The sequence below is a fragment of the Streptomyces sp. NPDC031132 genome, assembly GCF_055570595.1.
The window spans coordinates 12818-29256 of the sequence record NZ_JBVIGX010000033.1; the positions used below are offsets into that span (position 1 = coordinate 12818).

Below are 16439 nucleotides of genomic sequence, written 5' to 3' on the forward strand. Positions count from 1 at the left end.
GGTTTTTCCCTGAGGTCGGGGGAGGAAGGGCCGGGGGTGGGGAAGGCGCGGGGGGGGGGGCGGGTCGACGGGGTTGAACCTTTCTTTGGGGGGGGGGGGGGGGGGTTGGGGCCCCCCCCCCCCCCCCCCCCCCCCGATGCTGTCGACCGGCGGCCGGCCCAGGGTGATGGCCGTGTTCACCAGGCCGACGTGGCTGAACGCCTGCGGGAAGTTGCCGAGTTGGCAGCCCGATACCGGGTCGTACTCCTCCGCGAGCAGCCCCACGTCGTTGCGTACGGCCAGCAGCCGCTCGAACAGCTCCCGCGCCTCCTTCTCCCGCCCGGTCATGTGCAGCGCGTCGGCCAGCCAGAACGAGCAGGCCAGGAAGGCCCCTTCGTCGCCGGGCAGCCCGTCCACCGACGGACCCTCGGTGCTGTAGCGGCGTACCAGGCCGCTGCTGCCGAGCTCCGCCCGGACCGCGTCGACCGTGCCGATCACGCGCGGGTCGTCGGGCGGCAGGAACCCGACCCGCGGGATGAGCAGGGTGGCCGCATCCAGCTCGCGGGAGCCGTAGTACTGCGTGAAGGTGCCCCGTACGGGATCGAAGCCGTTCTCGATCACATCCCGGTGCACCTGATCCCGCATGGTCCGCCACCGCTGCACGTCGCCGAGCAGCGAGGAGTCGCTCTCCATGGTGCGCACGGCCCGGTCCGCGGCGACCCAGGCCATCACCTTGGAGTGCACGAAGTGCCGGCGCGGCCCCCGGACCTCCCACAGGCCCTCGTCCGGCCGGTGCCAGTTGCGCTCCAGGAAGTCGAGGAGCGCGAGCTGGATCCGCCAGGCGTGCCGCTCGGAGGGCAGTCCGTTCGACCTGGCCAGGTAGAGGGAGTCGAGGACCTCCCCGTACACGTCGAGCTGGAGCTGGTCCACGGCCGCGTTGCCGACACGGACCGGGGAGGAGGAGGCGTAACCGCGCAGCCACGGCAGGTCGAATTCGGGGATCCGCCGCTCGCCGCCGATCCCGTACATGATCTGGAGGTCGGCGGGGTCGCCGGCGATCGTGCGCAGCAGCCATTCGCGCCAGGCGCGGGCCTCGTCCAGGAAGCCGGTCTCCAGGAGGGAGCCGAGGGTGAGGGTGGCGTCGCGCAGCCAGCAGTAGCGGTAGTCCCAGTTGCGGACGCCGCCGATCTCCTCGGGGAGGGAGGTCGTGGCGGCGGCCGCGATTCCGCCGGTCGGGGCGTACGTGAGGGCCTTGAGGGTGATCAGGGAGCGGGTCACGGCCTCCCGGTAGGGGCCCTCGTAGGTGCACTGCCCGCTCCACTCGCGCCAGTCGGCCAGGCTCTGCTCCAGGGCCTCGTACGGGTCGCAGGGCGTGGGGCGCGGCTCGTGCGAGGCGTGCCAGGTGAGGACGAAGGCGACCTGCTCGCCTGCGGCGACCGTGAACTCGGACCGGGTGCTGTTGGCCTCGCCCCAGGTGTGTACGGGCGGCTCGCTGCGGAACCAGACGGAGTCGGGCCCGGCGATGGCCACCCGGTCGCCGTTGGTGCGCCGGACCCAGGGGACGACGTGCCCGTAGTCGAAGCGCAGGCGCAGCACGCTGAGTACGGTGACCTCGCCGGAGAGGCCCTCGACGATCCGGATCACGTCGGGTGCGCTGTCGCGCTGCGGCATGAAGTCGGTGACCTTGACCGAGCCGCCGTCGGGGGTGTCCCAGTAGGACTCCAGGACCAGTGAGCCGTCGACGTAGGCGCGGCGGGTGCACTGCTCGCCGTCGGCGATCCCGGACGGGGCGATGCGCCAGTGGCCGTTCTCCTTGTCTCCGAGGAGTGCCGCGAAGCAGGCGGGCGAGTCGAAGCGCGGGAGGCACAGCCAGTCGAGGGACCCGTCGCGGCCGACGAGCCCGCTGGTCATGAGGTCGCCGATGAGTGCGTAGTCTTCGATGGGTTGTGTCATTTGTGCGCTGTTCCCCCGAATCCCCGGGCCCAATCAGCGTGGGGCCCGGGCACCCTCGTGCGCGCGAGAGACGGCTCGGGCCGTCTGTTTCGGACACGCCGGCGAGGCGTGATCCGAAAGAGAGACGTCCTAGTTGCGTACGAGGAGCAGCGCGCTCGCGATGACCACGCCGAGGGCGACGGCGAGGGCCCCGTGGGCCAGGCGGTGGCTGCGCAGGACGGGCAGGAACCGGTCGGCGGCGTACCGGCCGGGGCCGGTGAGGGCGAGGGCTGCGGCGCCCACGGTCAGGAGGAGCTCGTACTCGATGCCCTTCGGGGCGAAGAACGACCCGGCGCCGTGGACGGCGATCGCGTTGATCATGGTGCCGACGACCGCGGCTCCGGCGAGCGGGGTGAGCAGCCCGAGGACGAGTCCGAGGCCGCCGAGGGTCTCGGTCAGGCCGGCGAGCACGGCCATGGCGTCGCCCGACGGGTAACCGCTGGCGGTGAAGAACTGGCCGGTGCCGCTGATGCCGCCGCCGCCGAACCAGCCGAAGAGCTTCTGGGTGCCGTGCCCGGCCATGGTGAGTCCGAGGACCACGCGCAGGAGGAGCAGGCCGGCGTCGTGGGCGGGGGTGGAGAGGGCGGGCGGGACGGCCGGTGCGGCAGCGGCCTGCGGCTTCGTCGCGGTGACGGAGGGGCTGGTCATGGGGGGATCCTTCCGGTCGGGCGGTCCGGGGCGGGGACAGAGTTGTTCAAATTCGAACCGCCGGCCCCGACCCTAACCATTGATTCAAATTGGAACAACCCGTGTACCCTGGGCGCATGGCTGAAACGAGATGGCTGGACGAGCGCGAGATGCGCGCCTGGAGCGGCTTCCTGGCCGCATCCGCCCTGGTGAACCGCCGTCTCGACCAGCAGCTCAAGGACGATTCCGGGCTCTCGCACCCGCAGTACGAGATACTCGTGCGCCTCGCGGCGGCCCCGGACCGCGAGCTGCGGATGACAGAACTCGCCAATGGCCTGATCAATTCGAAAAGCGGGCTGACCTACCAGGTCACCCAGCTGGAGAAGGCGGGTCTGGTCCGCCGCCGCAGCTGCCCCTCCGACGTGCGCGGGGTCTTCGCCGTCCTCACGGACGCCGGCAGCGCCCGCCTGGAGGCGGCCGCGCCCGGTCATGTGGCCACCGTCCGGGAGGCGCTGATCGACGTCCTCACGCCCGAGCAGCTCGAGGTGCTCGCGGACGGGCTGGGCGAGGTCAGCCGCCGACTGCGCGAGCACGGCGGACAGCACGGCGGATAAGCGGATATCGGTACCCGACGGGGTATAGGGATGGCATGGACGCAACGGTCTGGCTGACGGTCGTCGCGGTAGTCGCCCTCGGGCTGGCGATCGCGGCCGGCGTGCTGCTCGTACGGGTCTTCGCGGCGCGGCGCCTGCTGCTCGACGCGGGGATCCCGCTGCGCGACAAAGCGCTCTTCTGGGTCGCGGTGATCTACACCGTCTCGCCCGTGGACCTGATCCCGGACCCGGTGTACCTCGACGACATCGGCGTACTTCTGCTGGCCCTGCGCTCCCTGCACGCGGCGGCGGGGGCGGTGCGACCGGGCTCGGTGGAGGCCTCGAAGCCCGCTGGGGCGAAGGAGCCGGACCCCGCGTAGCGGCAGGGCGCCCAACACCCCCTGGACCGGGGACTGTCAGTGACCTCCGGCACCATGGTGGCATGCCCCGTGAAGATCTTGACGCCCTGTTCTCCTCCCCCGCCGCCCTGCTGGAGGCCGGAGCCGCCCGCATACGGGAGTGGCCCGGCCCCGAGGCCGGCGGCGGGGCCGGCCGCGAGGTCTTCACCCAGGCCGAGGCCGTGTTCGGTCATGCGGAGGTGTCGCGGGCGGAGTTCGGCTCCTGGCTGCACTTCGCCGCGAAGGTGCTGGGGCACGATGCGTACGCGGAGCAGGTCGCCGCGGCCGAGCCCGGCATGCCGTGGCGGACCGTATGGGCCTGGTGGCGGCCGGTCGGGGCGTTCCGGGCCGAGCCGAACCTCAGCGGGGACGCCTCGGCCGGCGTCTTCGACGGGCCGGACGGCCGCAGCCTGCTGAAGGTCTGGTCGCTGTGGACCGAGGAGCGCTGGTTCGACCTCGCCACCGGCGAGCCGTGCCCCGCGCCCGCCGCCGGCGAGTTCACCCGGCGCTCGGCGGAGCGCGAGGAGGAGCCGTTCCTCTTCGCCCCGGACGAGGAGGCCTGGGCGCTGCACTGCCCCGGCACCTGGGAGGACCCCGTACCCCTCGGCGGGGGCCGGTTCCTGCTCACCGAGGCCCGCGGGATCGTGGTGGTGGAGCGCAACGAGGCGGTGGTGGCGGCGGGGTGGCCCACCGGCGGCGCCGACACCTCCTCGTGGGAGGAGGGCGCGGGCAATCCGTGGTTCGCCGGCCCGGAGCCGGGCGGGACTGTGCTGGACGCGGCCCGCGTGGAGGCGGTGTTCGGCGCGGACCACACGGTCCGCGTACCGCAGGCGCGGCTGCCCGCGGCGCTGACCCACCTCCCGACCCGGGAGCTGATCAGCACGGTGGGCCTGCCGCGCCACTGGGCGGCGGGCGTGACCTCGTTCGAGCTCGCCTGGACGGAGGAAGGACCCGGGGAGCCGGAGCCCGGGGACCCGGAGCCCGAGGTCGACTTCGGCGGTCTGCTCCACCTGGGGACGTTCGAGCTGGGCTACGCCGACGAAGGCCACGTGCTCCTCCACCCGGAGACGGGCGCGGTGTCGCTGGTCCGGGAGGACGAGGGGCCGTTCCCCTTCGCCCGGGACACCGAGACGTTCGTACGCCTCTTGGAGGCGGTGCGCCGGTTCATGGGGGCGTGCTGGGACCCGTATCCGGAGGAGAACGGCTACGGCTCCTTCCTCTGCGAGGTGGGGAAGCTGGAGCCGGACGTCCTGGAGTCCGACGACCCCGAAGAGCCCGGCGCCGCGGTCTGGGAGCACATCTTCGCGGCCATCACGGAACTGAGCGTCTACGGCTACTGACCGCTGCGCGTCCGGCGGGCCGGACCCGGCTCAGCGGACGCCGCACGGGCGGTACTGGATGCTGATGCGCGGCCCGACGGCGCGGCTGGACTTGGGGATGGCGTGCTCCATGGTCCGCTGGCAGGAGCCGCCCATCACGACGAGGTCGCCGTGCCCCAGGGGCAGGCGGAGCAGGGTGGGGCCGCCGTCGCGGGGGCGCAGGACGAGGTCGCGGGGGTCGCCGACCGAGACGATCGCGACCATGGTGTCCTCGGTGGCGGACCGGCCGATGCGGTCCCCGTGCCAGGCGACGCTGTCCCGGCCGTCGCGGTAGAGGCAGAGCCCGGCGGTGGCGAAGGGTTCCCCGAGCTCGGCGGCGTAGTGCCCGCTCAGCGTGTCGCGGGCCTCGGTGAGCGCGGGGTGCGGCAGGGGCTCGCCCTCGTCGTAGAAGGCGAGCAGGCGGGGTACGTCGACCTCGCGCTCGTACATCTGGCGGCGCTCGGCCCGCCACGGCACCTCCTCGGCCAGCAGCTCGAAGAGCGTGTCGGCGCCGGAGAGCCAGCCGGGCAGGTGGTCGACCCAGGCGCTGGAGCCGAGCGGGGTGCGGCGCACGTCCGAGAGCGGGCCGAGGCGGATCTCGTCGCCCTGGTCGAAGAGGGAGCCCTGGAGGCCGGGGATCGTACGCACGGATCCATCGTAGCGCCTCACTCGAACATTCGCTCGATTCAACGGCCCGCGGGGCCGCCTCCCCGCACCCGCATCTGCGCGAGCGGCCCGTCAAGGTATCGCTAGAGAGACGTCAAGGAGCCGTCAAGACGGAGCGCGGCCGCGCGCCCGGGCGTCCGTCGGCAGCGGGGCGCGAGACGGCGCGTCCGCGCAGGTGGGAGCCGGGTTTCGGGCAGGAGTTCACCCCTCCGGCCAACCGGAGCAGGCCGCCGCGCGACACCGTCGAGGGCCCGTCAGCATGGGAACGCGCGCGTGCACGGATGATCGGGTTCCGTACGCTTGCCCAGCCGTCGCGCCGATGGCCGGATCCAAGCCGTACGAAGGAGCACCCCCGATGGCCACCCCCACCCGGCCGAGCCGCCTGAGGGCATGGCTCCTGGAAGGCCTGACCGACCAGACGAAGCACAGGTCGGGGCATCGGCCGGAGGGGGAGCCCGGCGAGGGCGGCACCTCCGCGACCGCCGATCACGGGCGGCCGTGGTGGCGGGTGATGTGCCTGACGGGCCTCGACTACTTCTCGACCCTCGGCTACCAGCCGGGCATCGCGGCGCTCGCGGCCGGACTGCTGTCGCCGCTGGCGACGATCGTGCTGGTGGTGCTGACGTTGCTCGGAGCCCTGCCGGTCTACCGGCGGGTCGCGGAGGAGAGCCCGCACGGCGAGGGGTCCATCGCAATGCTGGAGCGGCTGCTGTCGTTCTGGAAGGGCAAGCTGTTCGTCCTGACCCTGCTGGGCTTCGCGGCGACCGACTTCCTGATCACGATCACCCTGTCGGCGGCCGACGCGACCGCGCACCTGGTGGAGAACCCGCATCTGACCAGCACCCTGAACGGCCACCAGGTACTGATCACCCTGATCATGATCGCCCTGCTGGGCGCCGTGTTCCTCAAGGGGTTCAGCGAGGCCATCGGGGTGGCCGTGGTCCTGGTCTTCTCGTACCTCGCGCTGAACGTCGTCGTCATCGCGAACGGCCTGTGGCAGGTCGTCAGCGAGCCCCACGTCATCGGCGACTGGACGCAGGCGCTGACCGCCGAGCACGGCAACCCGTTCATGATGATCGCCATCGCGCTCGTGGTCTTCCCCAAGCTGGCACTGGGCCTGTCCGGGTTCGAGACCGGCGTCGCGGTCATGCCGCACGTCCAGGGCTCCCCGGACGACACCGAGGAGAAGCCCGCGGGCCGGATCCGCGGCACGAAGAAGCTGCTGACCACGGCCGCCGTGATCATGAGCGTCTTCCTCATCACCAGCAGCTTCGTCACCACGCTGCTGATCCCCGCCGAGGCGTTCCAGCCGGGCGGGGAGGCCAACGGCCGCGCCCTCGCGTACCTGGCCCACGAGAACTTGGGGTCCGCCTTCGGCACGGTCTACGACATCTCGACCATCCTGATCCTCTGGTTCGCGGGCTCCTCGGCCATGGCCGGCCTGCTGAACCTGATGCCGCGCTACCTGCCCCGCTACGGCATGGCCCCGCACTGGGCCCGCGCCCTGCGGCCCATGGTCATCGTGTTCACCCTGATCGCCTTCCTGGTGACCTGGCTCTTCGACGCCGACGTCGACGCGCAGGGCGGCGCGTACGCCACCGGTGTCCTCGTCCTGATCACCTCGGCCGCCGTCGCCGTGACCATCGCCGCCCGCCGCGCCGGGGAGCGCGGCTGGACGATCGCCTTCGGCGTGATCTCCGCGGTGTTCGTCTACACCACCGCGGTCAACGTCGCCGAGCGCCCCGACGGCGTGAAGATCGGCGCCTGCTTCATCGCCGGCATCATGGCCCTCTCGCTCCTCTCCCGCCTCGCCCGCGTCTTCGAGCTGCGCGTCACCCACGTGGAATTCGACGACATGGCCCAGCGGTTCATCCGCGACACCGCCAACCGGACGATACGGTTCATCGCCAACGAGCCCGACAGCCGCGACAAGGCCGAGTACCGCGACAAGGTCCGGCAGATCCGCGCCGACAACGACATCCCGGCCGGCGACGACGTCATGTTCGTCGAGGTCACCGTCCTGGACGCCTCCGAATTCGAATCGGGCATGCGCGTGCGCGGCGAGGTCCTCCACGACCGCTATCGCGTCCTGACCCTGGAAAGCTCCAGCATCCCCAACGCCCTCGCCGCGCTGCTGCTCCACGTACGGGACGAGACCGGCCAGCGCCCCCACATCTACTTCGAGTGGACCGAGGGCAACCCGATGGCCAACTTCCTGCGCTTCTTCCTCTTCGGCCAGGGCGAGGTCGCCCCCGTCACCCGCGAGGTCATCCGCGAGGCCGAACCCGACCGCAACCGCCGCCCCCACGTCCACGCGGGCTGACGCAGGCCACTACCCCCGCCAGGGCGCGAGTCCCCACTGCAGCGTGTGCCGGGCCCCCGGTTCGAGACGTACGCGCGCGGTGTCGCGGCGGAAGGCGTCGGGGCCGCAGCTCATCGCCTCCACGGCGACGCTCCGGCGCCGGTGCGGCTCGGGCAGGGTGTCCCCGGTGAACACCTGCACGAAGTCCGCCCCCTCACCGAGCCACAGATCGGTACCGTACGCGCCGGACCGCTCGGCAAGACGTACGACGGCCCGCCCGTCCGCCTCCCGCCGCAGGTCCGTGAAGGCCGTGTCCAGCCGCTGCGGGCCGATGGGCCGCAGCGCGCCGAAGTCGTAGGGCGTCCCCGAGACCGGCTCGGACGCGACGGGCAGGCCGCGGTCGTCGGTGCGCAGCCAGGTCCGGGCGGGCACGGTCAGCAGCATGCCGTCGACCGTGCCGGGTCCCACGGCGAGATACGGGTGCTGACCGGCTCCGTACGGTGCGGGGGTGTCGCCGACGTTCTGCGCCGTGAGCGTGACCGTCATGCCGTGGCGGTCGAGTGCGTATTCCGCCCGCGCCACCAGGTGGAAGGGGTAGCCGGGTTGGGGCCAGAGCGTGGTCGCCAACACCACGCGGGTGTCCGCCTGCTCCACCGCCTGCCATGACGTCCAGCGCAGCAGCCCGTGGATGGCGTTGGCGTGTTCGATCTCGTTGACCGGCAGCTGCAGTTCCTGCCCCTGCCACCGGTACCGGCCGTCTCCGATCCGGTTGGGCCACGGCAGGAGGAGCTGTCCGCGTCCGCCCTCTATCCGGTCGTCGACGCCGAAACCGTCGACGACCAGGCGCTCGGCGACGGCGTAGTGGCGCAGGGCGCCGCCCAGCTCCACGACGACGACGGTCTGCTGACCACAGGTCAGCCGGAACTGGGCACCCGTCCGATGCATGTTCGCCATCCTCGCCGGTGGCGGTCGGGGTTCGGGATCCCGCACACCGGGTGGTTCCATTCCATCACCGTGCGGATCACCTCGCACCTCGGCCGGCCGTCCCCCGCCGTGGGCGTGCACGGTCGGCCGGTCTCCCCCGCCGCCGTTGAGCCGTTCGGCTCGGGGAGAGCCCTCCATCGGGCCAGCTGCGGTCGTGCCACCTGGCCGGGGCCGTGCCGCGGTGCTCTCGTGGTGGCGCGGCCTTCGTGTCCCCGTCAGCACCCAGGGAGAGTTTCAGTGGAAGCCAGCGGCAACGACCGTGGAACGCTGCTCGTTCCTCAGCTCCTCAAGGGGCAGAAGGCCCTGGTGACAGGGGCGAACTCCGGCATCGGGAAGGCCACCGCGATCGGCCTCGGACGAGCGGGCGCCGACGTGGTCGTGAACTACGTCTCCGGGCAGGACGCCGCGGAAGAGGTGGTGCGGGAAATCGAGGGCTTCGGGGTCCGCGCCTACGCGCACGAGGGCGACGTGTCGCAGGAGGACCAGGTCGTCGACATGGTGGCCCGGATGGTCGAGGAGTTCGGGACCATCGACGTCATGGTCGCGAACGCCGGTCTGCAGCGGGACGCCGCGGTCACGGACATGACCATGGCCCAGTGGAGCAAGGTGCTGGACGTCAACCTCACCGGTCAGTTCCTGTGCGCCCGTGAGGCGACCAAGGAGTTCCTGCGCCGCGGCGTCGTGCCGGAGGTGTCGCGCTCCGCCGGGAAGATCATTTGCATGAGCTCGGTGCACCAGATCATCCCCTGGGCCGGGCACGTGAACTACGCCTCCTCCAAGGGCGGCGTACAGATGCTCATGACCACGCTCGCGCAGGAGCTCGCCCCGCAACGGATCCGGGTGAACGCCGTCGCTCCGGGTGCGATCCGCACGCCCATCAACCGCAGCGCCTGGGACACCCCCGAGGCCGAGGCGGACCTGCTGCGGCTCGTCCCGTACCGCCGCGTCGGCGACCCCGAGGACATCGCGAACGCCGTGACCGTCCTCGCCTCCGACCTGCTCGACTACGTCGTGGGGACGACGATCTACGTGGACGGAGGCATGACCCTGTTCCCCGGGTTCGCCACCGGTGGCTGAGGCCCGCAGCCCTTCAGCCGTCCGGCACGTACCCCTGGGGCTCACATGAACAGCGCGATCGCGATCTTGGCGGACACCCCTGCGCAGCTGCTCCCCGCCCGCGAGCTCATGGCCTTCACCCTGGCCTCCCACATGCTGCTCGTGCCCTTCGGCGTGGCCCTGCCGGCCATCACCCTCCTGATGCACTACCGCGGGCTGCGCAAGGGCGACGCGGTCGCCCTGCTGCTCGCGCGGCGCTGGTCGGCGGTCATGGCCGTGCAGTTCGCCATCGGCATCGTCACCGGCACCGTGCTCTCCTTCGAGTTCGGCCTGCTCTGGCCGGGCCTGATGGGCAGGTGGGGCGACGTCTTCGGCCTCGGATTCGGGGTCGAGGCCTGGGCGTTCTTCCTCGAGGCGATCCTCATCGCCATCTACCTCTACGGTTGGCGGAGGCTGAAGCCGTGGACGCACTTCTGGCTGGGTCTGCCCCTGCCGCTGACGGCGCTGCTGGGGGCGTTCGGAATCATCGCCGCGAACTCCTGGATGAACACTCCGCGCGGCTTCTCGCTCGACGCCGACGGCAATCCCGTGGACGTCGACGTCCGCAAGGCGATCTTCACACCGATGTTCGGCCCCGAGTACTGGCACTTCGTGGCCGGTGTCGTCCTGACGGCGGGCTACGTCGTGGCCGGGGTGTACGCGGTCGGCTGGCTGCGCGGCCGGCGTGACCACTACCACCGGCTCGGCTTCACCGTGCCGTTCACCGTCGCCGCGATCCTCACCCCCGTGCAGTTCGTGCTCGGGGACTCCATCGCCCGCTCGGTCTTCCACAAGCAGCCGGTGAAGTTCGCCGCCACCGAGATCGTCTGGAAGACGGACACCCACGTACCCGAGTACATGTTCGGACGCCTGCATCCCGACGGGTCGATCTCCGGTGGGATCAAGATCCCCCAACTGGACTCGATCCTCGCCGGTTTCAGCCCGGACACCCAGGTGACGGGTCTGTCGTCGGTCCCCGCGAGCGACCGCCCGACGGCGGCCCAGGCCACGATCGCCCACTGGGCGTTCGACATCATGGTGACGATCGGAAGCCTGCTCGTCCTGCTCGCGCTCTGGTACGGCTGGTGCTGGCTGCGGCGCCGCGACCTGCCGCGCTCACCGTGGTTCTTCCGGTGCGCCGCCGTGGCCGGAGCGGCCTGCCTGGTGACGGTGGAATGCGGCTGGATCACCACCGAAGTGGGCCGCCAGCCCTGGATCGTGTACGAGAACATGAGGGTGTCCGAAGCCGTCACGGACACCCGGGCCTCGTCGCTGTGGGCGATGCTCGGAATCGTGATCGTGGTCTACGCGCTGATCTTCGGCACCTTCCTGGGCGTCCTGCTCAAGATGCGCACCCGCTGGCGGGCCGCCGACGAACAACAGGGCGAGGCGGAGGCCGCCGGCACGCCGGAAGGCGACACCCCTTACGGGCCCCGCCGGGCGACCGCCGCGGCCGCACCGGACCACGGCGCTGCACGCGGTGACGGAGGAGGGCGATGATCCAGGACGTCGTGGCCTGGGTGCTGCTGGCCGCCGTGGCCGCCTACGCGTGCGCCGGCGGGACGGACTACGGAGCCGGGTTCTGGGATCTGTTCGCGGGCGGCACCGAACGGGGCAAGCGGCCCCGTTGGCTGGTCGACCACGCCATGGAGCCCGTCTGGGAGACGAACAACGTCTGGCTCATCTTCGTCCTGGTGTTCATGTGGACGGGCTTTCCGGTCCTGTTCCAGACGGTCTTCACGGCCATGTGGCTCCCCCTGGCGCTCGCGGCCGTGGGGCTCGTCCTGCGCGGTGCGGGCTTCGCCCTGCGCAAGCCCATGACGCGCATCGCGCGCCGCAGGATCTACGGCGCCGCCTTCGCCGTGTCCTCCCTCCTGGTGCCCTTCTTCCTCGGGGCGGTGGTCGGCGGCCTGGCCACGGGCCGGGTCGCTCCAGGGACGAAGGCGTCCGCCGACGCATGGTCCAACGGGACCTCCGTGCTCGCCGGGCTGCTCACCGTCGCCGCGACCGCCTTCCTGGGCGCGGTGTTCCTCACCGCCGACGCGCGGCGTTTCGACGCCCCCGACCTCGTCCACTACTTCCGGCTGCGGGCCTGGTGCAGCCTCGGGGCCGTCGCCGTCCTGGCCGTCGTCGGCCTCGGCGTCACCCACCACGACGCGCGCTACGTCTACGACGGGCTCACCAGCGGCGTCGGCCTCGCCGTAGTCGTGGTGGCCGCCGTCTGCGCCGTGGCCACCGCCGCGCTGCTCTACCGCACCGCCACGGGCTGGGCGAGGATCACGGCGGTCGGCAGCGTCGCCCTCGTCGTGGTCGCCTGGGGGCTGGCCCAGCGGCCGTACCTCATCCCCACCTCGCTGACCGTGGACCAGGCGGCCGGAGCGTCGACGACACTGCGCTGGCTGCTCCTGGTCACGGTCATCGCGATGGTGCTCGTCGGACCTCCGCTGGTCCTGCTCTACCGGCTGGACACCAGCGGCGCCCTGCAGCCTCTCGCCGAGAACGACCTGCGGCGTACCGCCGCGAACCGGGATCCGGGCAGGGACCGGTGATCGTGGTGGGGTGCGCCTGCCGGGCGATGGACCGCGGCACCGCCGGGGCCGAGGCAATCAACCGCCCAGGAGTACGGCGATGTCCCCGGACCGCGGCACGGGACCGCCGGTCCGGGTGACGGGCAGCAGCGTGCCGTCCGCACGCACGAGGAACAGCAGATGGTGTCCGGCCGGGACGGCACCCTGCAGGCGACGCGTGACGAGGCGGGCGCCCTGGTCGTAGCGGCGGGACAGCTCGGCTCCGGTCAGCGCGGGGTCGAAGAGCACGTGGCCGCCCGTGTACGGGGCGACGACGCCCTGGGTGTCGGTCGCCGGCCCCAGGCGGTACACCGGGCCCTCCACACTGCCCTGCAGGTTCATGGAGGCCAGGGCGTTGAAGTCGCTCTCGTCGGTGAGGAGCAGGACGCCGGTGAGGCCCTCCAGCTCGGCGCCCGAGCCGGTGGCCGCGGCGAACAGCTCGCCGGGGGCGAGTTCGAGCCCCGCGGCCCTGATCCGGTCCCGCTGCGCATCGTGCCCCGCCCACATGACGACCTCCAGCCCGGCCGACCTCAGAGCCAGTCCCAGATCGACCACCCAGGGATCACCGCCCACGAGCAGCGGCCGGGAGCGCGACGGACGCACGACGCCCAGCCGCTTGGCGACCGGCATGGCGGTGAACCCGTAGAGCATGACGGTCACCACGATCACCACGAACGTGGCGGGAAGGATCTTCGAGGCGCCGCCCACGCCCTTGGCGGCCAGCGTGGCCGAGAACGTCGAGGCGGTCGCCGCGGCCACGATGCCGCGCGGCGCCATCCATCCCAGGAACCCCCGCTCCCCGCGCGTCAGATCCGTACCGAGCGACGCGGCGGCCGCCACCAGCGGCCGGGTCACCAGGACGAGGAGCGCGACGAGACCGAGCGTCGGCAGCACCACATGGCGCAGCGAACGGGGAGTGACGGTGGCCGAGATGGAGATGAACAGGAGGCCGATGACCAGGTGCACCAGGGTCTCGAAGAAGGGATTGCGGGCGCCCGTGTCGGAGCCGGGCAGGTTCGCCACCGCCAGCCCCATCAGCACGGCGGCGATCAGGCCCGTGTCGTCCCGGACCACGTTGCAGGCAGCCGCCACACCGATCACCGCGGCCAGCTGGACCGTGGTGCCCAGCACGGCTCCCGGCCGCAGCCTGCGCAGCAGCATGAGCACCACGGTGCCCACGACGCCGCCGGCCAGGCCCACCGCGGCACTGGTGGTGAACTCCAGCACCTCGCTGCCGAGGCCGCTGCTGTTCCCGGCCACCACGCCGTGGAAGACGAGGGCCCCCAGGATGGCTCCCACCGGGTCGATGAGCGTGCCCTCCCAGATGAGGATGTGCTGCAACCGCTCCGTGGGCCGTACGAAGTTGAGCAGCGGTCCGACGACCGTGGGGCCGGAGACGATCAGGATGGCCCCGAGCATCACGGCCGCACCGCCCGACATCCCCAGCAGAGGGCCGGCGAGCAGCGCCGCCGACCCCGCGGTGAGCAGCCCGCCGAGCCAGATCAGCCGCACCACGACCCGGCGGGTGTGCGCCCTGAACCGCTGCAGGTCCAGGCCGAGCCCGGCGTCGTAGAGGATCACCGCGACGGCCAGCGAGACCAGCGGGGAGAAGGCGGCTCCGAGCAGCTTTTCCGGGTTCACGTCATCGGTCAGCGCGCCGGCGGTGAATCCGACCGGCAGCAGGACGATCAGCGCGGGGATGCGCAGCCGGGTTGCCAGCAGCTGGGAGCCCACGGCCAGGACGACGATCAGTCCGAGGCCCGTGAACACCTGGTCTTCCGACAAGGCGGCGGCTGTGTTCACGGCCCGGCCCGCCGGTTCCGGTGGGCCGTGACACGCCGCCACATCGCCCGCTGGACCTTGAGCGTCCCGGTTCCGACCAGGATCAGTACGAAGATGTTGAGCATCAGTTGGAACAGGGATCCCAAGGCTTCGCCCCAACTGGCGAACGCGCACGAGACCCCGATGTCGGCTGCCGCCGGGATGGTGGTCACCGAGATGAAGACGCCGAGCAGTGCGCTGGTGCGGGCTTCGGTCAGCGAGACGATGCCCACGATCCCGGCGAGCACGGCCACCACCGCCGAGAAGAAATTGGGTGTGTTGATCAGGTTCGACACAGGCCTGATCCCGAGCTCGAAGGCCTGCGGCTGGAGGCCGAAGCCGCGGACGAGCAGGCCGAACAGGAAGGTGGCCGCCACGACCAGCAGGAAGCCCACGAGCAGCGCCGCAAGGCCCTCCCGGACGGGTGGGCGGGAACGGTGGTCGATGCCCAGGGCGACGCTGCTGACGGCTCCGTACTCCGGACCGACCACCATGGCCGCGACGATGAGGATCTGCGAGTTGGTGATGATGCCGACCGCACCGATGACACCGGCGATGCCCATGAAGAGGTAGAAGCTCGGGGGATACCGCCCCGAGGCCCGGATCCGGGCCTCCACCTGCTCCCATACCGGCACGCGCAGCCGGGACCCGAGCACCTCGGCCCCGGCTCTGGCCGCGTGATCGGAGAAGGCCGTGTCGATCGGGTCGAGGACGATGGACCCCCGCCGTTCGAGTCCGAGGTCGCGCAGCCCGCGCAGTACCTCGTTGGCGACTCCGGTGAGGACGTCGCACACGATGGCGTCGCCGTCGGGGTTCCGTACGCTGCCGGGCTGCAGGGAGAGGTTGAGGACACACGGCTGGGCGCTCAGCAGGGCCATGGCACGACCCGTGAGGTCCGGCGGGCTCACTGCCCGGACGTGCAGCATGTCCAAGCGAATCTCCGCGTGTGAGGGGGAGGCGCACGGGTACGCCGGGCCCGGACAGGCCACCCGTCCATTAACGCGGCGGTCCGGGGGCTCGGCAAATCGGATGCGGCCGGCTCACCGCTCGGCGCGCGCGGGCAGCGGGTGTGCCGGATGGTGAGGGCATGGGTACGTCCGACGGGATGACCGAGGCAGGCTTCCGGTCGCTCTATCGTGAACTGCGCAGTGCGGCACCCGGCGGTGCCGCACCCCTGGGAGCCCTGGACACCCTCACGCCCGCACAGACCCTGGCAGCCGTCCGCGAGGTCCGCACCGGCCGCACGGTCTCGCTCGCCGCGCCCGTGAACACCCGCGAGGCACCGGACAACGCCGAACCGGCCGAGCACCGGCTCACCGCGCCCGTCGGCGGCGTCCCGGACCCGGGCGGCCTGCAGTTCGCCCGGGACCGCATCGCCATGAACATCCACGGCGACGTCGACAGCCACATCGACGCGCTCTGCCACGTCATCTACGGCGGCACCCTGCACGGCGGCGTCCCCGCCACGGACGTGCTCTCCGAGGACGGCGCCGCGGCCCTCTCCGTCGACCTGGTCCGCAACGGCATCGTCGGCCGGGGAGTGCTCCTGGACATCCCGCGGCTGCACGGCAGCCCCTGGCTCGAACCGGGGTCGCACGTGAGCGCCGAGGACCTGGCCGCCGCCGAAGCGCGGCAGGGGCTGCGGGTCGGCAGGGGGGACATCCTCCTCGTACGCGTCGGGCACCGGCGGCGGCGCCGGGAGCTCGGCGCCTGGGACACGGCCGGCTCCCGGGCCGGGCTCCACCCGACCGCCCTGCGCTTCCTGGCCGAGCGCCAAGTGGCCGTGCTGGGCAGTGACGGCAACAACGACACGGCTCCCAGTGCGGCGCAGGGCGTCGCGTTCCCGGTACACGTGCTCGCCATCCACGCGATGGGGTTGCACCTGCTCGACTACCTGCAGTTCGAGGAGCTGTCTCCCCTCTGCGAACGGGAGGGCCGCTGGTCGTTCCTCTGCGTCATCGCGCCGCTACGGCTGCCCGCGGCGACCGGTTCTCCCGTCAATCCCCTCGCGATCCTGTGACCGGCCGGGCATCCCGGCGTTCCCGCCCGCCCGACTC

General features: G+C 71.9%; 14 protein-coding genes. 8 read left to right on the forward strand and 6 right to left on the reverse strand.

The annotated features are described in order from the left end of the window. A partial coding sequence (locus ACZ49B_RS31955) for a glycoside hydrolase family 15 protein (protein ID WP_468312678.1) occupies nucleotides 1-1932 on the reverse strand: 1932 nt, incomplete at its 3' end. A 129-nt stretch (nucleotides 1933-2061) separates the two neighbouring features. Then, complete coding sequence (locus ACZ49B_RS31960; RefSeq protein ID WP_468312681.1) at nucleotides 2062-2619, reverse strand: DoxX family protein; 558 nt, start codon at nucleotides 2617-2619, stop codon at nucleotides 2062-2064. A 116-nt stretch (nucleotides 2620-2735) separates the two neighbouring features. On the opposite strand from ACZ49B_RS31960, the gene ACZ49B_RS31965 reads away from it, so the two are divergent. The 3 genes from ACZ49B_RS31965 (at nucleotide 2736) to ACZ49B_RS31975 (ending at nucleotide 4929) form a co-directional block, all read left to right on the forward strand. Next, on the forward strand, nucleotides 2736-3212 hold the full coding sequence (locus ACZ49B_RS31965; protein ID WP_468312684.1) for a MarR family winged helix-turn-helix transcriptional regulator: 477 nt from the start codon (nucleotides 2736-2738) through the stop codon (nucleotides 3210-3212). A 35-nt stretch (nucleotides 3213-3247) separates the two neighbouring features. Continuing rightward, nucleotides 3248-3571, forward strand: coding sequence for a YkvA family protein (locus ACZ49B_RS31970; protein ID WP_468312687.1), 324 nt, complete (start codon nucleotides 3248-3250; stop codon nucleotides 3569-3571). Nucleotides 3572-3633: 62 nt separating this feature from the next. Then, entirely contained in the window at nucleotides 3634-4929 is a 1296-nt protein-coding gene (locus tag ACZ49B_RS31975; RefSeq protein ID WP_468312689.1) for an SUKH-4 family immunity protein, read from the forward strand. A 30-nt stretch (nucleotides 4930-4959) separates the two neighbouring features. Here the strand turns inward: ACZ49B_RS31975 and ACZ49B_RS31980 are convergent, their stop codons facing one another. Further along, complete coding sequence (locus ACZ49B_RS31980; RefSeq protein ID WP_468312692.1) at nucleotides 4960-5595, reverse strand: alpha-ketoglutarate-dependent dioxygenase AlkB; 636 nt, start codon at nucleotides 5593-5595, stop codon at nucleotides 4960-4962. A 373-nt stretch (nucleotides 5596-5968) separates the two neighbouring features. Here ACZ49B_RS31980 and ACZ49B_RS31985 point away from each other — a divergent pair, with 373 nt between their 5' ends. Further along, nucleotides 5969-7936 (forward strand): APC family permease, encoded by a 1968-nt coding sequence (locus tag ACZ49B_RS31985; RefSeq protein ID WP_468312694.1) that lies wholly within the window; start codon nucleotides 5969-5971, stop codon nucleotides 7934-7936. Nucleotides 7937-7945: 9 nt separating this feature from the next. Here the strand turns inward: ACZ49B_RS31985 and ACZ49B_RS31990 are convergent, their stop codons facing one another. Then, nucleotides 7946-8860 (reverse strand): aldose 1-epimerase family protein, encoded by a 915-nt coding sequence (locus ACZ49B_RS31990; protein WP_468312697.1) that lies wholly within the window; start codon nucleotides 8858-8860, stop codon nucleotides 7946-7948. A 276-nt stretch (nucleotides 8861-9136) separates the two neighbouring features. Between ACZ49B_RS31990 and ACZ49B_RS31995 the strand changes: the two genes are divergently transcribed. Genes ACZ49B_RS31995 through ACZ49B_RS32005 form a run of 3 tightly spaced genes read left to right on the forward strand, consistent with a single transcriptional unit; the run spans nucleotide 9137 to nucleotide 12543 of the window. Continuing rightward, entirely contained in the window at nucleotides 9137-9976 is an 840-nt protein-coding gene (locus ACZ49B_RS31995) for an SDR family oxidoreductase (RefSeq protein WP_468312699.1), read from the forward strand. Between the two features lie 45 nt (nucleotides 9977-10021). Next, nucleotides 10022-11494, forward strand: a complete 1473-nt coding sequence (locus ACZ49B_RS32000) for a cytochrome ubiquinol oxidase subunit I (RefSeq protein ID WP_468312702.1) — start codon at nucleotides 10022-10024, stop codon at nucleotides 11492-11494. Continuing rightward, on the forward strand, nucleotides 11491-12543 hold the full coding sequence (locus tag ACZ49B_RS32005) for a cytochrome d ubiquinol oxidase subunit II (protein ID WP_468312705.1): 1053 nt from the start codon (nucleotides 11491-11493) through the stop codon (nucleotides 12541-12543). Before ACZ49B_RS32000 ends, ACZ49B_RS32005 begins: the two co-directional genes overlap by 4 nt. A gap of 57 nt (nucleotides 12544-12600) precedes the next feature. Here ACZ49B_RS32005 and ACZ49B_RS32010 read toward each other — a convergent pair whose 3' ends face one another. Further along, the gene (locus ACZ49B_RS32010) at nucleotides 12601-14346 is read right to left on the reverse strand and encodes a cation:proton antiporter (protein WP_468312708.1); all 1746 of its coding nucleotides are present in this window, start codon (nucleotides 14344-14346) and stop codon (nucleotides 12601-12603) included. Nucleotides 14347-14360: 14 nt separating this feature from the next. Then, nucleotides 14361-15314, reverse strand: coding sequence for a DUF389 domain-containing protein (locus ACZ49B_RS32015; RefSeq protein WP_468312711.1), 954 nt, complete (start codon nucleotides 15312-15314; stop codon nucleotides 14361-14363). Between the two features lie 155 nt (nucleotides 15315-15469). Here ACZ49B_RS32015 and ACZ49B_RS32020 point away from each other — a divergent pair, with 155 nt between their 5' ends. Next, complete coding sequence (locus tag ACZ49B_RS32020) at nucleotides 15470-16402, forward strand: cyclase family protein (RefSeq protein ID WP_468312714.1); 933 nt, start codon at nucleotides 15470-15472, stop codon at nucleotides 16400-16402. The last annotated feature ends 37 nt before the right edge of the window (nucleotides 16403-16439 follow it).